Source organism: Pseudomonas sp. B21128, assembly GCF_044218865.1.
In the GTDB taxonomy this organism is placed as follows: Bacteria; Pseudomonadota; Gammaproteobacteria; order Pseudomonadales; family Pseudomonadaceae; genus Aquipseudomonas; species Aquipseudomonas iridis.
The window spans coordinates 5,017,959-5,030,495 of sequence record NZ_CP162590.1 but is presented as its reverse complement, the minus strand read 5'-3'; the positions used below and the strand labels follow the sequence as shown (position 1 = coordinate 5,030,495).

Genomic DNA, 12,537 nt, shown 5'->3' with positions numbered 1-12,537 from the left:
AATTTTCGGACTATTGAGGCTCAGGAAAGCGCATGACAACCAAGCAACCCGAATGGGAGGCCGCATGAACAGGCCGGTGCCCTCGCCGTCATTGCTTGAGCTGTCAGAGCTATCTGAATTTGGTATTCGTCTGATACCTGCGCCAGAAGTGTGGGACTGGCTCCAAGCCGAAATCCTTGCCGAAGCCGGCAGCATTCACAACGAAGACCATGCCCATCTGATCGATGCGGATGTTCGAGTCATGTGGGCATCTGCCGCCTTCACGAAGAAGGGGCGCACGGTGGTGGGCCAGGCCGAACAGGTAGCGTTCCGCGCTGGTGGCTGGCAGAAGGCCCGAATGGAACAGCAGATGCTGGATTGGTTCGGCAATGTGCCGGCCTACATCATCACGCTGGCTGCTGACTACTGCGCCCAGTGTTCCGACGCTGACTTCTGCGCACTGGTCGAGCATGAGCTCTATCACATCGCTCAGGCCAAAGATCAGTACGGCGCACCCAAGTTCACCCAGGAAGGCTTGCCCAAGCTTGAGATGCGCGGACACGACGTTGAAGAGTTCGTCGGTGTAGTGCGTCGGTATGGGGCAAGCCCTCAAGTGCAAGAGCTGGTGGACGCTGCAAACAATCCTGCCGAGGTGGGGAAAATGAACATATCGAGGGCCTGCGGAACCTGTCTGCTCAAGTCGGCCTGACTTTGACAGTACTTTGACGGATGCCCACTTATGGCCGCACTCAGAGACGAGGTGAAAGCCTTTGTCGTACAGGCTCTCGCCTGCTTTGACACGCCATCGCAAGTGGTGGCGTCCGTCAAAGAAAGATTCGGGCTCGAAGTTACCCGCCAGCAGTGCGAGGCATACGACCCAACCAAGTACGTTGGACGCAACCTGCACGTGAAGTGGCAGACGCTGTTCAACGACACCCGAAAGAGGTTTCGCGAAGAGACGGCAGAGATCCCGATCGCCAACCGAGCGTATCGACTTCGCACTCTGGGACGCATGGCCGAGAAGGCCGAGAACATGAAGAACATAGCGCTGACTGCCCAGTTGCTGGAGCAGGCGGCGAAGGAAGTCGGCGATGTCTATGTGAATCGCCAAACCAAAAACGAAAACCCTCACGACAACCTCCCGCCCACCCGAGTGCAGGTAGACGTGGTGGACGCGAGGAAGCCTGATGCCGACGCTTAACGTACCGCAGGCAAAATTCCTCCAGATGGAGAACAAGTTTCGCGGCTTTGTCGCTGGGTTTGGTTCCGGGAAAACGTGGGTAGGCTGCGCAGGCATCTGCAAACACGTATGGGAATGGCCTCGGATCAACTCGGGGTACTTCGCTCCGACCTATCCGCAGATCCGCGACATCTTCTTCCCGACGATTGAAGAGGTGGCTTTCGACTGGGGTCTGAAGGTCAAGACGAAGGAGAGCGACAAGGAGGTCGAGTTCTACAGTGGCGGTCAGTATCGCAGCACGACCATCTGCCGTTCGATGGAGAAGCCGCAGACGATTGTTGGTTTCAAGATTGGCCACGCGTTGGTGGATGAGCTGGACGTCTTGCCCGCATTGAAGGCTGAACATGCGTGGCGCAAGATCATTGCTCGGATGCGCTACAACGAGCCGGGGCTCAAGAACGGCGTAGATGTGACCACCACCCCGGAAGGCTTCAAGTTCGTCTACCAGCAGTTCGTGAAGCAGCTGCGCGAGAAGCCTTCGCTCCAAGGCATGTACGGCCTGGTGCAAGCCAGCACGTTCGACAACGAGTTGAACCTGCCGCCCGATTACATCCCGTCCTTGATGGAGTCTTACCCGCCGCAGCTGATCCTGGCCTACCTCAACGGGCAGTTCGTCAACCTGAATGCCGGTTCGATCTACCACGCGTACGACCGGAAGCTGAATGGCTGCTTCGATGCGGTTGAGCCAGGCGAGCCGCTGTTCATCGGCATGGACTTCAACGTCGGCAAGATGGCGGCGATCACGCACGTCAAACGCGCAGACGGGAAGCCTCTGGCAGTCGACGAGCTGATCGATGGCTTCGATACCCCGGACATGATCAGGCGCATCAAGGAGCGCTACTGGCGCTACAACGGCAAGGACTACGAGAAAACTTGCGAGATTCGAATCTATCCGGATGCCTCGGGTGGCTCCCGCAAGTCGGTAAATGCCAGTGAGACAGACATTGCCATCCTGCGCCAAGCGGGATTCAGCGTCATTGCACCAGATGCGAACCCACCGGTGAAAGACCGCATCAACGCCATGAACGCGATGTTCTGCAACGCCAATGGCGAGCGGCGTTACCTGGTCAACCCGCTGCGCTGCCCGACTTATGCCGATGGCCTGGAGCAGCAGGTGTGGGCGCCGAATGGCGAGCCAGACAAGAAGTCAGGCGTCGACCACGCGAACGACGCAGGCGGCTACTTCATCCACCACGACTACCCGGTCATCCGGCCGGTCACGCACATTCCTGTCACATTCAGCTTCTGAGGCCATCCATGGCGAATTTCAGCACTCCCCGGGCAGAGTACGCACAAGCCCTGCCTGGCTGGCAGTTGGTGAAACGCTGCGTAGCCGGTGCGCGAGAGGTGCGCAAGCACGACGAATACTTGCCGATGCCAGACCCGGAAAACAAATCACCTGAGAACCTGGCTCGGTATAAGCAGTACAAGAAGCGGGCGATGTTCCTCAACATCACCGGTCGCACGCGCACCGGCTTGATGGGGGCGGTTTTTCGCAAAACTGCCGAACTCTCGCTGCCGACTGCGGTGGAGTACCTGAAGGAGAACGCCTGCGGAGACGGCACCAGCCTTGAGCAGTTGTCGAAAGAATCGGTTGGCGAATGCCTGGACAGCGGGCGAGGCGGCTTTCTGGTCGACTTCCCAACCGTGGCCACTGAAAGCGGTGTCAGCTCGATGGCCGATCTGGCAACCAAGCGCGCTCTGATCCACCACTACGACGCCATGTCGATCATCGATTGGGACGAGCAGGTGATCGATGGCGTGAAGCGTCTGGTGTACGTGAACCTGCGGGAATGTGTTTCTGAGTTCAACCCTACCGACCTGTCCCGTGAGACGTACCAGCAGAACCGGGTCTTGCTCTTGGTCGATGGGCGATACATTCAGCGTGTCTACAAGGAAGGCGAGGAAAGCGTCGAGGAGACGCAGCCTACCGATAAGGCCGGCCAGCCATTCGATCACATCCCGTTCAGCTTCTACGGCGCCCAGAACAACGACGCCAGCATCGACAAGTCTCCGCTGGAAGACTTGGCCGACGTCAACATCCTGCACTACGGCAATAGCGCCACGGTGGAGGAGAGCGGTTTCATCAGCAGCCAGCCGACGCTCTTCATCACCACCAGCATAGATGCCGACGAGTTCGCAAAGCTGAACCCGAATGGGATGCACATAGGTTCGCGGCGTGGTCACAACCTTGGCAAGTCCGGGTCTGCGGTCATGCTGCAGGCCACCGAAACCCAGCTCGCCCGAACCCTGATGAAGGACAAGGAAGAGCAGATGCTGATGATCGGCGCCCGTGTCGTCCAGAAGGGCAGCGGGGCGGAGACGGCAGAGGCTGTCCGAATCCGGTACAGCTCGGACAACAGCGTGCTGGGCACCATCGCCGGCAACGTATCGGAGGCCCTGAAGCGAGCCATCCTCGACGCCGAGCGTTTCATGATGGACGCGGCGGACGAGAAGGGCACGGTGTTCTGGCTCAACCAGTCGTTCTTCGACGAGACGATGACCGCGCAAGACATCCTTGCCCAGGTGCAACTGTGGCAGCAGGGCTTCATTGCGAAGTCGGATGTCCGGGTGAACCTGCGTCAGGGCGGTTTGCTTGAAGCGGATCGCACTGACGAGAAAATCGACGAAGAGCTGGCCAGCGCGCCACCTGTAGGCGGGAACGATGAGCAATGAAGGCTTTCTTGAGGACGCCGCCACGCGGCACCAGATTTACGTCCAGCGGTACGCCTGCGGAAACCTGAAGCGTGTGGCATCGTTCATCACCAAAGCAATCAAGACCGCCAAGCAGCGCGTGTCGGACGGCCTGAGCGCTTACGGTACGCGTCGGTACAACACTCAGATCGAAACGCTTCAGGGCGACTTGCGGGGCATCTACGACGATCTCAAAGGGCGCGCTCAGCTAGATCTCGGCGAGTTCGCCACCTACGAGGCCCAGTTCAACGCGACGATGCTGGGCAAGGTTGTCCGTGCGGTGGTTCAGCTCAATGTGCCATCAGCCGAGATGATCTCCGCCGCAGCCCTGGCTGATCCGCTGCAACTCGAAGCGCGCAAGGGCATTCAGCGCATCAGCATCAGCGGCGCACTCGACCAGTTCGGAACCAAGAAGGCCGCCGAGATCATCGGCGAGATTCAGATTGGCTCCAGCTTGGGTGAGACGAGCCAGCAGATCAGCCGACGGCTGACGAGCATTCACCAGCTGCAGCAAGACCAGGCTGGCGCACTGGTTCGCACCATGACCAACCACATCGCCAGCACGGCGCGAGTGGAGACGCTGAAGGCGAACGACGACATCCTGGCAGGAATGCGCAGGGTGGCGACTCTGGACTCGAAGACCACGCTGTTCTGCATGAGCGTAGACCAGACGGTGATCCCGCTGGATGGGCCGAAGCCGCCGTATCACTGGGGCTGCCGCACGACGCTCATTCCTGTGTTGAAAGACGAGTTTGCCCGCGAGATTAAAGGCTCAACGCGGCCAACAATCGGCCCTGAAGGGGTGGCGCTGGTATCGAGCAAAACGAGCTATCAGGAATGGCTGGCGCGGCAGCCTGCTGCCTTCCAGCGAGACATCCTTGGCCCGAACCGCTACGCGCTCTTCACCAAGGGCGAGCTGGCGCTGGAGAAGTTCGTGGATGACAACGGTAAGACGCTTACGCTCCAGCAGTTGAAGGATCTTGAGCCGCTTGCGTTTGAGCGGGCAGGCATAAGGTAATGAACTCTGGGGATGGAGGCGCAGTTGAGCATCTACTGCTTAGAAAAACGGAGAGGGTACTGTTGGTCTAGCTCTGATTGTACGCGTCAAGCTCATCTGATAGCTTCTTGATATCAATTAAGGAGCTCTGCCATGAAATGGCCTCTTATCGGCGCTTCACTGCTGATCGCAACTGTCACCGTTAGCGCCAATGCTCAGGGCTACATCTACGGACAGCCCAGCACGAATTACAATAGCATCGGTAATACGGTGTACGGATCTGATGGAAGTTCCTATAACCAAATAGGGAATACGACCTACGGTTCAGACGGCTCGACGTCCACTCGCATCGGGAACAGCACGTACGACTCCAGTGGCGGGACGAGCACACAGATAGGTAACACGATGTACAACTCTGACGGCTCTAGTGCAACGCAGATCGGAAATACGGTTTACGGTTCTGATGGGCGCTCTTGTACTCAAGTTGGTAATTCGACCTTCTGCAACTAGATTCATCGGAAAGCGGCTACACGAATTCGCGATTTCCGACCCCAAAGCCCTGGCAGCCGCCGGGGTTTTTTTATTCCCACGATTTACACAAGCCTCGTCAACGACGGGGCTTTTTTATGTCCGCAGGCAGGGCCTGCACTACGTCTCTGGGAGACAGCAATGACCTTGAAATTCCAACTGGACAGCCTCGAAGGCGTCGACGAATCCATTCAGGCCCTGTACGTCGAGAAGGACGGCAAGTTCGTCCTCGGCATTGAAGGGCTGCCACAGCCGGAAGATGTTTCCGGTCTGAAATCCAAAGTCCAAGAGCTCCTGGACGAGAAGAAGTCAGAAGCCGAGAAGCGTAAAGCCGCCGAGGACCAGGCACGCTTGGATCGTGAAGAGGCGCTGCGCAAGTCCGGCAACGTCGAAGAGCTCGAAAAATCCTGGTCTGAGAAGTACGCACGCCGCGAAGCTGAGCTGACCGGCCAACTCGAAAGCACGAATAGCACACTGCAAGGCCAGATCCGGGATCTGACTGTGGGCCGTACTGCTACCGAGATCGCGACCACTCTGGCCATTCCCGGCAGCGCCAAGGCATTGCTTCCCCACATCGAACGCCGGCTCAGCGTTGAGCAGCGCGACGGCAAACCAACCGTCGTCGTGCTGGACGCGGCCGGCAAGCTCTCGGCGGCAACGCTGGACGAGCTGAAAGCAGAATTTACCAACGATCCGGCCTTTGGTCCGCTGATCGCTGGCAGCAAGGCATCGGGCGGCGGGGCCGGCGGTGCTGGGAAAGGCGGCGGGGCCGCAAAAGGAAACATCGGCGGCACCAAAGAGGAACGACAGGCCGCAATCGCGAGCCGGTTCCCAGACCTCCCTCAGAAATAAGGAAAATCACTCATGTCCCTGTCGCAAATGCAGGTCTTCAACGAATACGTAATGCCGGCGACCATCGAGACGCTGGACCAGATGCTGGTGGCGTTCAACGCTGCCAGCCGTGGCGCCATCCTGCTGTCGCCTGACGGTTTCACTGGCGACTTCCTCCAGGAGTCATTCTTCCAGACCCTGGCCGCCGCTCAGCGCCGCGTCGATCGCTACGCCGCCAATGGCGCCGCACCAATCACCGACTTGACCGAGCTGAAAAACTCGTCGGTGAAGGTCGCCGGCGGCTTCGGCCCGATCCGCTATGAGCCATCGCAGATGACCTGGCTGGAGCGACCAACCGCTCAGGGCATCGAAGTCGCTTCGCGCGCGTTCGCCGAGATCCTGCTGAAGGATCAGCTTAACACCGCGATTGCTGCTCTGGTGGCCGCTATCACCGCTCAGGCGGCAGCCGTCAACGACGTCTCTGCAACTGCTGGCATCAGCCAAGCCGCACTGAACAACGCCCACGCGAAGTTTGGCGATGCGAGTCAGTCGCTGGTAACCCAGATCATGCAGGGCACCACCTACCACAAGCTGGTCGGTCAAGCGCTCACTAACAGCGAGCAACTGTTCCAAGCAGGCAATGTTCGCGTGGTGGACATCCTCGGCAAGATCTCGGTTGTGACCGACGCCCCGGCGCTGATGCAGACCGGTACGCCGAACAAGGAAATCGTCCTGTCGCTGGTGCAGGGCGCGGCGATGGTGCACGACGGTCGGGACATCATCAGCAACGTCCAGACCACCAACGGAAAGGAGCGCATCGAGACCACGCTACAGACCGATTACACCTTCGGCCTGGGCCTTAAGGGTTACACCTGGGATACCACCACCGGCGGCAAGTCGCCGACCGACGCCGAGCTGGCGACCGGCACCAACTGGGACAAGACCGCCACCAGCATCAAGCACACCGCCGGTGTTGCTCTGATCGGTGATGCCTCCAAGTAACCGTGACTGCTGAGCCGGGCTTCGTGCCCGGTTCCGCGAGGACATGATCATGAGCAACAAAATCTGGTATCTGCCCGGCCCGTTCCACCAGTACCGGGAAAACGTGAAGGCGCTGGCGAAAGAGCGCGGCTTGCGAATCGTTGATGCCAACGTCACCGAAGACCGCGAGGGCGAAGCTGTCGATGTGCCTGAAGTGACACTGCGACAGGCTGCCCCGGTGCCGGTACTGGTGATCGGCGGCCAAGGCGGTGTTGATGGCGCAGCGCTGCAGGAGCTGATCGACAAGTTGAATGTCGAGCGCGACGGCATCGTGCTGCTGATCGAAGCGGCTGAAGGTCTTGCTCCGCTGGAGCATCCCGGCGCCGGCGAACTGCCGATTCGCCTGTTTGATGCCTTGAACTCCATTCACGAAGGCATCGCCTCGCTGAAGAGCAAGCGTGATGAGCTGCTGGGTGAAGTTGAATCGCTCCGCGAAGACGTCGCGCGGCTGACTCCTGCATCGCAGAACAATGGCTCATCTCTCGACGAACTGACCGTCGTGCAGATCAAGGAACAGCTCGACGCCAAGGGCGTGGCCTACAAGGTCAACGACTCGAAGCCTGAGCTGCTCGCGCTGCTGAAGGCCAACAAGTAACACCCGGGGCTTCGGCCCCACTCATTCAAGCGGAGGCCTGATGGCTACCTACATCACCGTGGCGGACGTTGACGCCATCCTCGGGGCTTCGTGGGCTCCAGATGACAAGAAGGCCCGGGCGGTGCTGCAGGCGAATGCCTATATGACCTCGCTCAGCCTGGTCGGTGTCGATATGGACGCCATCCCTGAAGAGGTGAAGCAGGCCGGCGCCGAGCTGGCGGTCGTCGCTTCTGAGGGCAAGCTGTACCAGCAGCAGACCGAGGGATCGCTGGAGGCAAAGACGGTGAAGGCCGGTTCGGTGACCACCAGCAAGACGTTCGCCTCGATCGACACCACCAAATCTACCGCGCTGCCCGATGGCGTCCAGTTCGCACTGGGGCTGCTCGCACCATGGCGTGCCAGCGGCTTCAGCTTCAACGTGTACAGGTGACCCATGGGTCTACGTGAAGAGATACAGGCGGATCTGGCCGAGGCTTTCGACACTGATCTGGCGGACGCAGTGCAGCCATTCAGCGGTGGCGTGACGCTGCCGGGAACGTGGGATCCGGTCACTGAGGCGGCGGGCGACCCTGTTGTGATCGCCTACACCGGTCGTGGCGTGTTCGACGCGTTCAAGATTGCTCAGGTCGATGGCGTGAACATCCGCGCCACCGACCAGCTGCTGATCGCGCTGACTAACGAAACGATCGGCGGTGTTCCGGACATCGGCCACAAGATCAACGATTTCGACGTGGTCAACGTCCAGACCGACCCGGCCGGCGCCCATTACGAGATCCAGCTGAGGAAAGTCTGATGACGAACAAGGCGGGCTGGAGCCATAGCCTCACGGACTTCGCCGATCAGGCTGGCGAGGACATCACCCAGATGGCGCGCGTCATCGCGACCGCCATGCTCGCGGAAGTGGTGAACCGCTCGCCGGTCGGCAACCCTGACCTATGGCAGGCCAACGTGGCGTTGCGCACGAAGAACGTGGCGTTGGCGGATGCGTATGACGCGAACGTCGACGCACGTAACGCGGCGCGCACCGGTGGCCGAGCCTTCAAGAAGCTGACCAAGCGCGAGCGCGAGGAGAACTATTTCGTCAAAGCGCAGGCGGCGGGGAAGGGTTACATCGGCGGTACGTTCCGAGGCAGTCACCTGGTATCGATCGGCGCGCCCGACATGAGCGTGACTGATAACGTCGACCCTTCCGGCCGCGAAACGATCAGCAAGGGCAGCATGCTCATCAAGGCATCGGGCCAGTTTCCCGTCATCTACATCCAAACGAACAGCCCCTACGGCGAGATGCTGGAGCTGGGGCATTCCACTCAGGCACCCGGCGGGGTTTATGACCTCGCGTTCATCGGCGTATCCGAGGCCTACAAATGACCTTCGAGCATATCAGAGCGCTCATCACCGCGCGCATGGTGGCCTTCACCGGCATTGACCAGGAGCGGATCGATTACCCGAACCAGCCGGAAGTTTTCACACCACCGGCGACCGGCCTCTGGTGCCGGCTGAATATCCAGTACGCCTCAGCCTTCATGGCTGGCATGGCTGACCGGCCGCACACCCGCAAGCCCGGGCAGATCAGTATCCAGTGTTTTTCTCGAGTGCGAACTGGAACCAAGGCGATCAACGAACTCGCAGACGAACTCGAAGAGCATTTCGCTTACTGGCAATCCGGCGACCTTGAGTGCATGGAAGCCAGCCAAGTCGTGGCCGGTGAATTCGAGGGCTTCTACCAGATCAACGTCAACATCCGGTTTCGAGCAGGTTAGCGGAGCGTGCCGCAGTATTGGTGCAGCCTGAACCAGTTATCTAAAGGCTTAAGTTTGGTAACGGCGTCCTGCGCATCTTTGTACTTTTTCAGAGGGTCTTCCTTCCCTCTCTCCCAGTCAGCGAAGGAGTGAACTATGACCGCGGATACTTGATTTATGCATTCGACACTTCCACCCTTGGAGTAATACTCCAAGCTACCGCCGGCAAGGCTCTCTAGTCTGAGATAGAACTGATGGCGCCAGTGCTCTTCGTGACTTTGGCATTCTCTGAGTATGACGGCGTCGTTAATTAGTTTTTTCGCATCCTTGTACTGTTCTATGAGTCTTGCAGATGTGAGCCATCCAAGCCTGTCATTCGGTGGGATTTGTCCAGGGGGAGTCTGGTTGACTAGCGCGATAAATGACCGCTCCAGTGTTCTTACGGCATCGCCGAGCAATCTTTCATTCTTTCTTGCTTTTGCGGTTGATCGAATGGTTATTGCTGCAAAAACTGCTGAGGCAGCACCTGCGTAGGCCGCGCACAACTCTGCCGATGGAAACAATTCCGTGATCGTTGCGTAAATAACACTAAATTCCATGGAAAATTCCATTTCTTGATGGCGATTGGTAATCATCAGTCATCAGTACTCTCCTTTTCAAGCATAGAACCATACCCAACCGTCGACATTGAATTGCCCGCCTTGAGCGGGTTTTTTTATGCCCGCGAATAGGAGGCTCCAATGAGCTCTGGCGCAAAAGTTGTAAGCCACATCATCAAGGAGGTGACGCCCGGCGTTACCCCCGTCGGCACCTGGGACACGCTGCGCCTCACCGGCAACGCGTTGACCCCGACCGTCAACACCGAAGTCAGCGACGAAATCACCGACACCCGCCTGAGCCAAGGCTCGGTGGCCACCAGCATCGATATCGGCGGCGATCTGACGGCCGAGTTCTCGTTTGGCTCGTTCGACCAGCTGCTCGAAGCAGCCTTCTACGGCGTGTGGACGGCTGACGTGCTGCGCGTAGGCGATACCCGCAACACCTTCAGCATCGCCAAGGGCTACAACGACGTCGGCGTCTACGGCGTGTTCAAGGGCGCGCACGTCTCGACCTTCGCACTCGACATCCCGTCGGAAGGCAAGGTGACCGCCACGTTCAACATGGCGTGCCTGGACTACACCGACGGCGACACCCCGATTGTCGTTTCGCCAAATGCGCCGACCACCACCCCGTTCCTGTCGAACAACAACGTCGGCACGATCCTTGTGAACGGCCAGTCGCTCGAAGGCGTGGCCTGCGTCTCGGCCATGACCGTGAATTTGGACAACAGCCTGCAGACTCAGCGCTGCCTTGGTTCTGATCGTCTGGGCCCAGGCGCGCACATCGCCACCGAGGCGGCGGTCACCGGCAGCATCACGCTGGCCTGGTCGAAGCGCGCCTGGGAGATCTGGAAGAACACCTTCACCCGGACGCCGATCGCAGTTGTCTTCCCGATCACCGACTCGCTGGGCAACAAGTACACGTTCAACTTTCCGGCCGTGGAAGTGGACGGCGAGCTGCCGAACGGTGGTAAGCGCGACCTGATCGAGGTCACGCTGAACTACACCGTTGCGAAGCTCAGCCCGACCATCACCCGCGAAGCGGCTGATCCAACCCCGTAAACCCTTTGGCTCCCTCGGTTCAAACGCCGGCCGGGGGAGCCCTTTTATTGGCGTGGCGTTGAGGAATTGAAATGGCTCTGCAACTGGGCAAGAAGAAGCCGGCGATCGCCGGTGAGCGCTGGGCGAAGTTCGACGAAGATACCAAGATCCTGCTGGCCAGCATCGACAACCCTGAATATCAAGTCGCCCTCGAGCGCATGCGCCGTCGGATCGTGCGCAACGACGCGCGGTTTGAAGAAGGCCAGGTGGGCGTGGTCGCCGGCGAAATGACCGAGCACCAGAACCACGCGATGCTGCTCAGCCACTTCATCGTGAAGGACTGGGAAGGCGTGCTGGATGCCGACGGCAACCCGATCAAATACAGCCCAGCAGTGGCTGCTGAGCTGCTGGAAAACAACATCGAGTTCTTCATCTTTGTCCTGCGCGAAGGCGCGCTGGCTGCCAACGATGCCGCCGAGGAGCGAGCCGAGTCGGTGGGAAAGCAGTCGCCCGCTTCGAGTGGGAGCAAGAGTGGGGCGGGGAAAGCGAGAAGCGCCGGGCGGTCTACTCGCGCCTGAAGATGGCGATCCCCGGCGAGCCAGAGAATGACCCGCTCACCGCCTATCTGCTCAACCTGTACCGGAACGTGTCTCGCGGCCGCCGGTACATCGCCGGGATGGCCGGAGCCTTCCCGTTGCCGCTGTCGGCGCGGGAGATATCTGACTGGCTGGAGTCGCATCCGTCGCCGCTGCCGCGCGATGAGATTGATGATGTGATGTTTGCGCTGGATGCGGTGTGCCTGGCTGGGGATGAGGAGTGACGCCCTAGCTTAAAGTTGGGCCTACTCCTTCGGAAATTTCTTGCGAGGCTTGGGGCCTTTCGGCGACGCCGCTCCCTCCTGCCATGCATCAAGAACCTTCAGCATGGCATCCATTACCGCTGAGTTAAGGTCCTTCTTGGTGACGGGGCTGTCTTGATCGAGCGATGCCAATAAACGCTCCCTAGAGATGCGGGGCGTGACTGGCATTGGCTCGGAGTCTTGTTGAAAGAACGCGTGCTCTGGGTTCATCCGATCCCTGTCACTGATTCCCATTTCGTCAGGCTCGCCAACGCTGCGTTCTAGCCGAGCAACGATTTCAGCAGTCAGAGAGCGCCGGTTTCGCTTGGCGAGCGCCTCAAGCTCATCCTTTAGGGATGCGGGCATACGAAAATTGACCTGAAGGTCTACACGGCTCATTTGGTTGGCGCCTTTC

At 59.4% G+C, this 12,537-nt stretch carries 17 protein-coding genes; 15 read left to right on the top strand and 2 right to left on the bottom strand.

The genetic code is table 11. The features are described from left to right. The first annotated feature begins 64 nt into the window (after positions 1 to 64). The 12 genes from AB4P91_RS22690 to AB4P91_RS22635 all read left to right on the top strand — a co-directional run bounded on the left by AB4P91_RS22690 (position 65) and on the right by AB4P91_RS22635 (position 9,665). Complete coding sequence (locus AB4P91_RS22690; RefSeq protein ID WP_395603757.1) at positions 65 to 688, top strand: putative metallopeptidase; 624 nt, start codon at positions 65 to 67, stop codon at positions 686 to 688. A 30-nt stretch (positions 689 to 718) separates the two neighbouring features. Further along, positions 719 to 1,180, top strand: coding sequence for a DUF2280 domain-containing protein (locus AB4P91_RS22685; RefSeq protein WP_310407443.1), 462 nt, complete (start codon positions 719 to 721; stop codon positions 1,178 to 1,180). Then, positions 1,167 to 2,468 carry a terminase large subunit domain-containing protein gene (locus AB4P91_RS22680; protein WP_395603756.1) on the top strand — a complete coding sequence of 434 codons (1,302 nt, stop codon included), beginning with the start codon at positions 1,167 to 1,169 and terminating at the stop codon, positions 2,466 to 2,468. The genes AB4P91_RS22685 and AB4P91_RS22680 overlap by 14 nt, the downstream gene beginning before the upstream one ends. A gap of 8 nt (positions 2,469 to 2,476) precedes the next feature. Further along, positions 2,477 to 3,895, top strand: coding sequence for a DUF4055 domain-containing protein (locus tag AB4P91_RS22675; protein WP_395603755.1), 1,419 nt, complete (start codon positions 2,477 to 2,479; stop codon positions 3,893 to 3,895). Next, positions 3,885 to 4,931 carry a phage head morphogenesis protein gene (locus AB4P91_RS22670; protein ID WP_395603754.1) on the top strand — a complete coding sequence of 349 codons (1,047 nt, stop codon included), beginning with the start codon at positions 3,885 to 3,887 and terminating at the stop codon, positions 4,929 to 4,931. Before AB4P91_RS22675 ends, AB4P91_RS22670 begins: the two co-directional genes overlap by 11 nt. A 648-nt stretch (positions 4,932 to 5,579) precedes the next feature. Then, on the top strand, positions 5,580 to 6,290 hold the full coding sequence (locus AB4P91_RS22665; protein WP_395603753.1) for a hypothetical protein: 711 nt from the start codon (positions 5,580 to 5,582) through the stop codon (positions 6,288 to 6,290). Between the two features lie 12 nt (positions 6,291 to 6,302). After that, on the top strand, positions 6,303 to 7,271 hold the full coding sequence (locus tag AB4P91_RS22660; RefSeq protein WP_395603752.1) for a major capsid protein: 969 nt from the start codon (positions 6,303 to 6,305) through the stop codon (positions 7,269 to 7,271). Positions 7,272 to 7,320: 49 nt separating this feature from the next. Further along, a complete protein-coding gene (locus AB4P91_RS22655; RefSeq protein ID WP_395603751.1) occupies positions 7,321 to 7,905 on the top strand; it encodes a hypothetical protein in 585 nt (194 codons plus the stop codon). 40 nt (positions 7,906 to 7,945) lie between these two features. Continuing rightward, the gene (locus AB4P91_RS22650; RefSeq protein ID WP_395603750.1) at positions 7,946 to 8,335 is read left to right on the top strand and encodes a DnaT-like ssDNA-binding protein; all 390 of its coding nucleotides are present in this window, start codon (positions 7,946 to 7,948) and stop codon (positions 8,333 to 8,335) included. A gap of 3 nt (positions 8,336 to 8,338) precedes the next feature. Then, on the top strand, positions 8,339 to 8,698 hold the full coding sequence (locus tag AB4P91_RS22645; protein WP_198833647.1) for a hypothetical protein: 360 nt from the start codon (positions 8,339 to 8,341) through the stop codon (positions 8,696 to 8,698). Beyond that, positions 8,698 to 9,273: an HK97 gp10 family phage protein gene (locus AB4P91_RS22640; protein WP_395603749.1), complete on the top strand. Its 576-nt coding sequence runs from the start codon at positions 8,698 to 8,700 to the stop codon at positions 9,271 to 9,273. The genes AB4P91_RS22645 and AB4P91_RS22640 overlap by 1 nt, the downstream gene beginning before the upstream one ends. After that, entirely contained in the window at positions 9,270 to 9,665 is a 396-nt protein-coding gene (locus tag AB4P91_RS22635; RefSeq protein ID WP_395603748.1) for a hypothetical protein, read from the top strand. The genes AB4P91_RS22640 and AB4P91_RS22635 overlap by 4 nt, the downstream gene beginning before the upstream one ends. Here the strand turns inward: AB4P91_RS22635 and AB4P91_RS22630 are convergent. Beyond that, the gene (locus AB4P91_RS22630) at positions 9,662 to 10,279 is read right to left on the bottom strand and encodes a hypothetical protein (protein WP_395603747.1); all 618 of its coding nucleotides are present in this window, start codon (positions 10,277 to 10,279) and stop codon (positions 9,662 to 9,664) included. The two genes, AB4P91_RS22635 and AB4P91_RS22630, sit on opposite strands and share 4 nt — an antisense overlap. 105 nt (positions 10,280 to 10,384) lie before the next feature. Here AB4P91_RS22630 and AB4P91_RS22625 point away from each other — a divergent pair, with 105 nt between their 5' ends. The 3 genes from AB4P91_RS22625 to AB4P91_RS22615 all read left to right on the top strand — a co-directional run bounded on the left by AB4P91_RS22625 (position 10,385) and on the right by AB4P91_RS22615 (position 12,104). Then, the gene (locus tag AB4P91_RS22625) at positions 10,385 to 11,305 is read left to right on the top strand and encodes a phage tail tube protein (protein WP_395603746.1); all 921 of its coding nucleotides are present in this window, start codon (positions 10,385 to 10,387) and stop codon (positions 11,303 to 11,305) included. Positions 11,306 to 11,376: 71 nt separating this feature from the next. Continuing rightward, positions 11,377 to 11,862, top strand: coding sequence for a hypothetical protein (locus tag AB4P91_RS22620; RefSeq protein WP_395603745.1), 486 nt, complete (start codon positions 11,377 to 11,379; stop codon positions 11,860 to 11,862). Positions 11,863 to 11,864: 2 nt separating this feature from the next. Beyond that, complete coding sequence (locus AB4P91_RS22615; RefSeq protein ID WP_204895553.1) at positions 11,865 to 12,104, top strand: hypothetical protein; 240 nt, start codon at positions 11,865 to 11,867, stop codon at positions 12,102 to 12,104. 21 nt (positions 12,105 to 12,125) lie between these two features. Here the strand turns inward: AB4P91_RS22615 and AB4P91_RS22610 are convergent, their stop codons facing one another. Further along, a complete protein-coding gene (locus tag AB4P91_RS22610; protein ID WP_336352968.1) occupies positions 12,126 to 12,521 on the bottom strand; it encodes an Arc family DNA-binding protein in 396 nt (131 codons plus the stop codon). Between the last annotated feature and the right edge of the window lie 16 nt (positions 12,522 to 12,537).

What these genes read in the sequence shown, in the direction of transcription:
- AB4P91_RS22615 (WP_204895553.1), top strand. Translation starts at nt 11,865, where the DNA reads ATGGCGATCCCCGGCGAGCCAGAGAATGACCCGCTCACCGCCTATCTG.
- AB4P91_RS22645 (WP_198833647.1), top strand. Translation starts at nt 8,339, where the DNA reads ATGGGTCTACGTGAAGAGATACAGGCGGATCTGGCCGAGGCTTTCGAC.
- AB4P91_RS22640 (WP_395603749.1), top strand. Translation starts at nt 8,698, where the DNA reads ATGACGAACAAGGCGGGCTGGAGCCATAGCCTCACGGACTTCGCCGAT.
- AB4P91_RS22610 (WP_336352968.1), bottom strand. Translation starts at nt 12,521, where the DNA reads ATGAGCCGTGTAGACCTTCAGGTCAATTTTCGTATGCCCGCATCCCTA.
- AB4P91_RS22660 (WP_395603752.1), top strand. Translation starts at nt 6,303, where the DNA reads ATGTCCCTGTCGCAAATGCAGGTCTTCAACGAATACGTAATGCCGGCG.
- AB4P91_RS22680 (WP_395603756.1), top strand. Translation starts at nt 1,167, where the DNA reads ATGCCGACGCTTAACGTACCGCAGGCAAAATTCCTCCAGATGGAGAAC.
- AB4P91_RS22650 (WP_395603750.1), top strand. Translation starts at nt 7,946, where the DNA reads ATGGCTACCTACATCACCGTGGCGGACGTTGACGCCATCCTCGGGGCT.
- AB4P91_RS22635 (WP_395603748.1), top strand. Translation starts at nt 9,270, where the DNA reads ATGACCTTCGAGCATATCAGAGCGCTCATCACCGCGCGCATGGTGGCC.
- AB4P91_RS22685 (WP_310407443.1), top strand. Translation starts at nt 719, where the DNA reads ATGGCCGCACTCAGAGACGAGGTGAAAGCCTTTGTCGTACAGGCTCTC.
- AB4P91_RS22625 (WP_395603746.1), top strand. Translation starts at nt 10,385, where the DNA reads ATGAGCTCTGGCGCAAAAGTTGTAAGCCACATCATCAAGGAGGTGACG.
- AB4P91_RS22670 (WP_395603754.1), top strand. Translation starts at nt 3,885, where the DNA reads ATGAGCAATGAAGGCTTTCTTGAGGACGCCGCCACGCGGCACCAGATT.
- AB4P91_RS22655 (WP_395603751.1), top strand. Translation starts at nt 7,321, where the DNA reads ATGAGCAACAAAATCTGGTATCTGCCCGGCCCGTTCCACCAGTACCGG.
- AB4P91_RS22665 (WP_395603753.1), top strand. Translation starts at nt 5,580, where the DNA reads ATGACCTTGAAATTCCAACTGGACAGCCTCGAAGGCGTCGACGAATCC.
- AB4P91_RS22620 (WP_395603745.1), top strand. Translation starts at nt 11,377, where the DNA reads ATGGCTCTGCAACTGGGCAAGAAGAAGCCGGCGATCGCCGGTGAGCGC.
- AB4P91_RS22690 (WP_395603757.1), top strand. Translation starts at nt 65, where the DNA reads ATGAACAGGCCGGTGCCCTCGCCGTCATTGCTTGAGCTGTCAGAGCTA.
- AB4P91_RS22630 (WP_395603747.1), bottom strand. Translation starts at nt 10,279, where the DNA reads ATGATTACCAATCGCCATCAAGAAATGGAATTTTCCATGGAATTTAGT.
- AB4P91_RS22675 (WP_395603755.1), top strand. Translation starts at nt 2,477, where the DNA reads ATGGCGAATTTCAGCACTCCCCGGGCAGAGTACGCACAAGCCCTGCCT.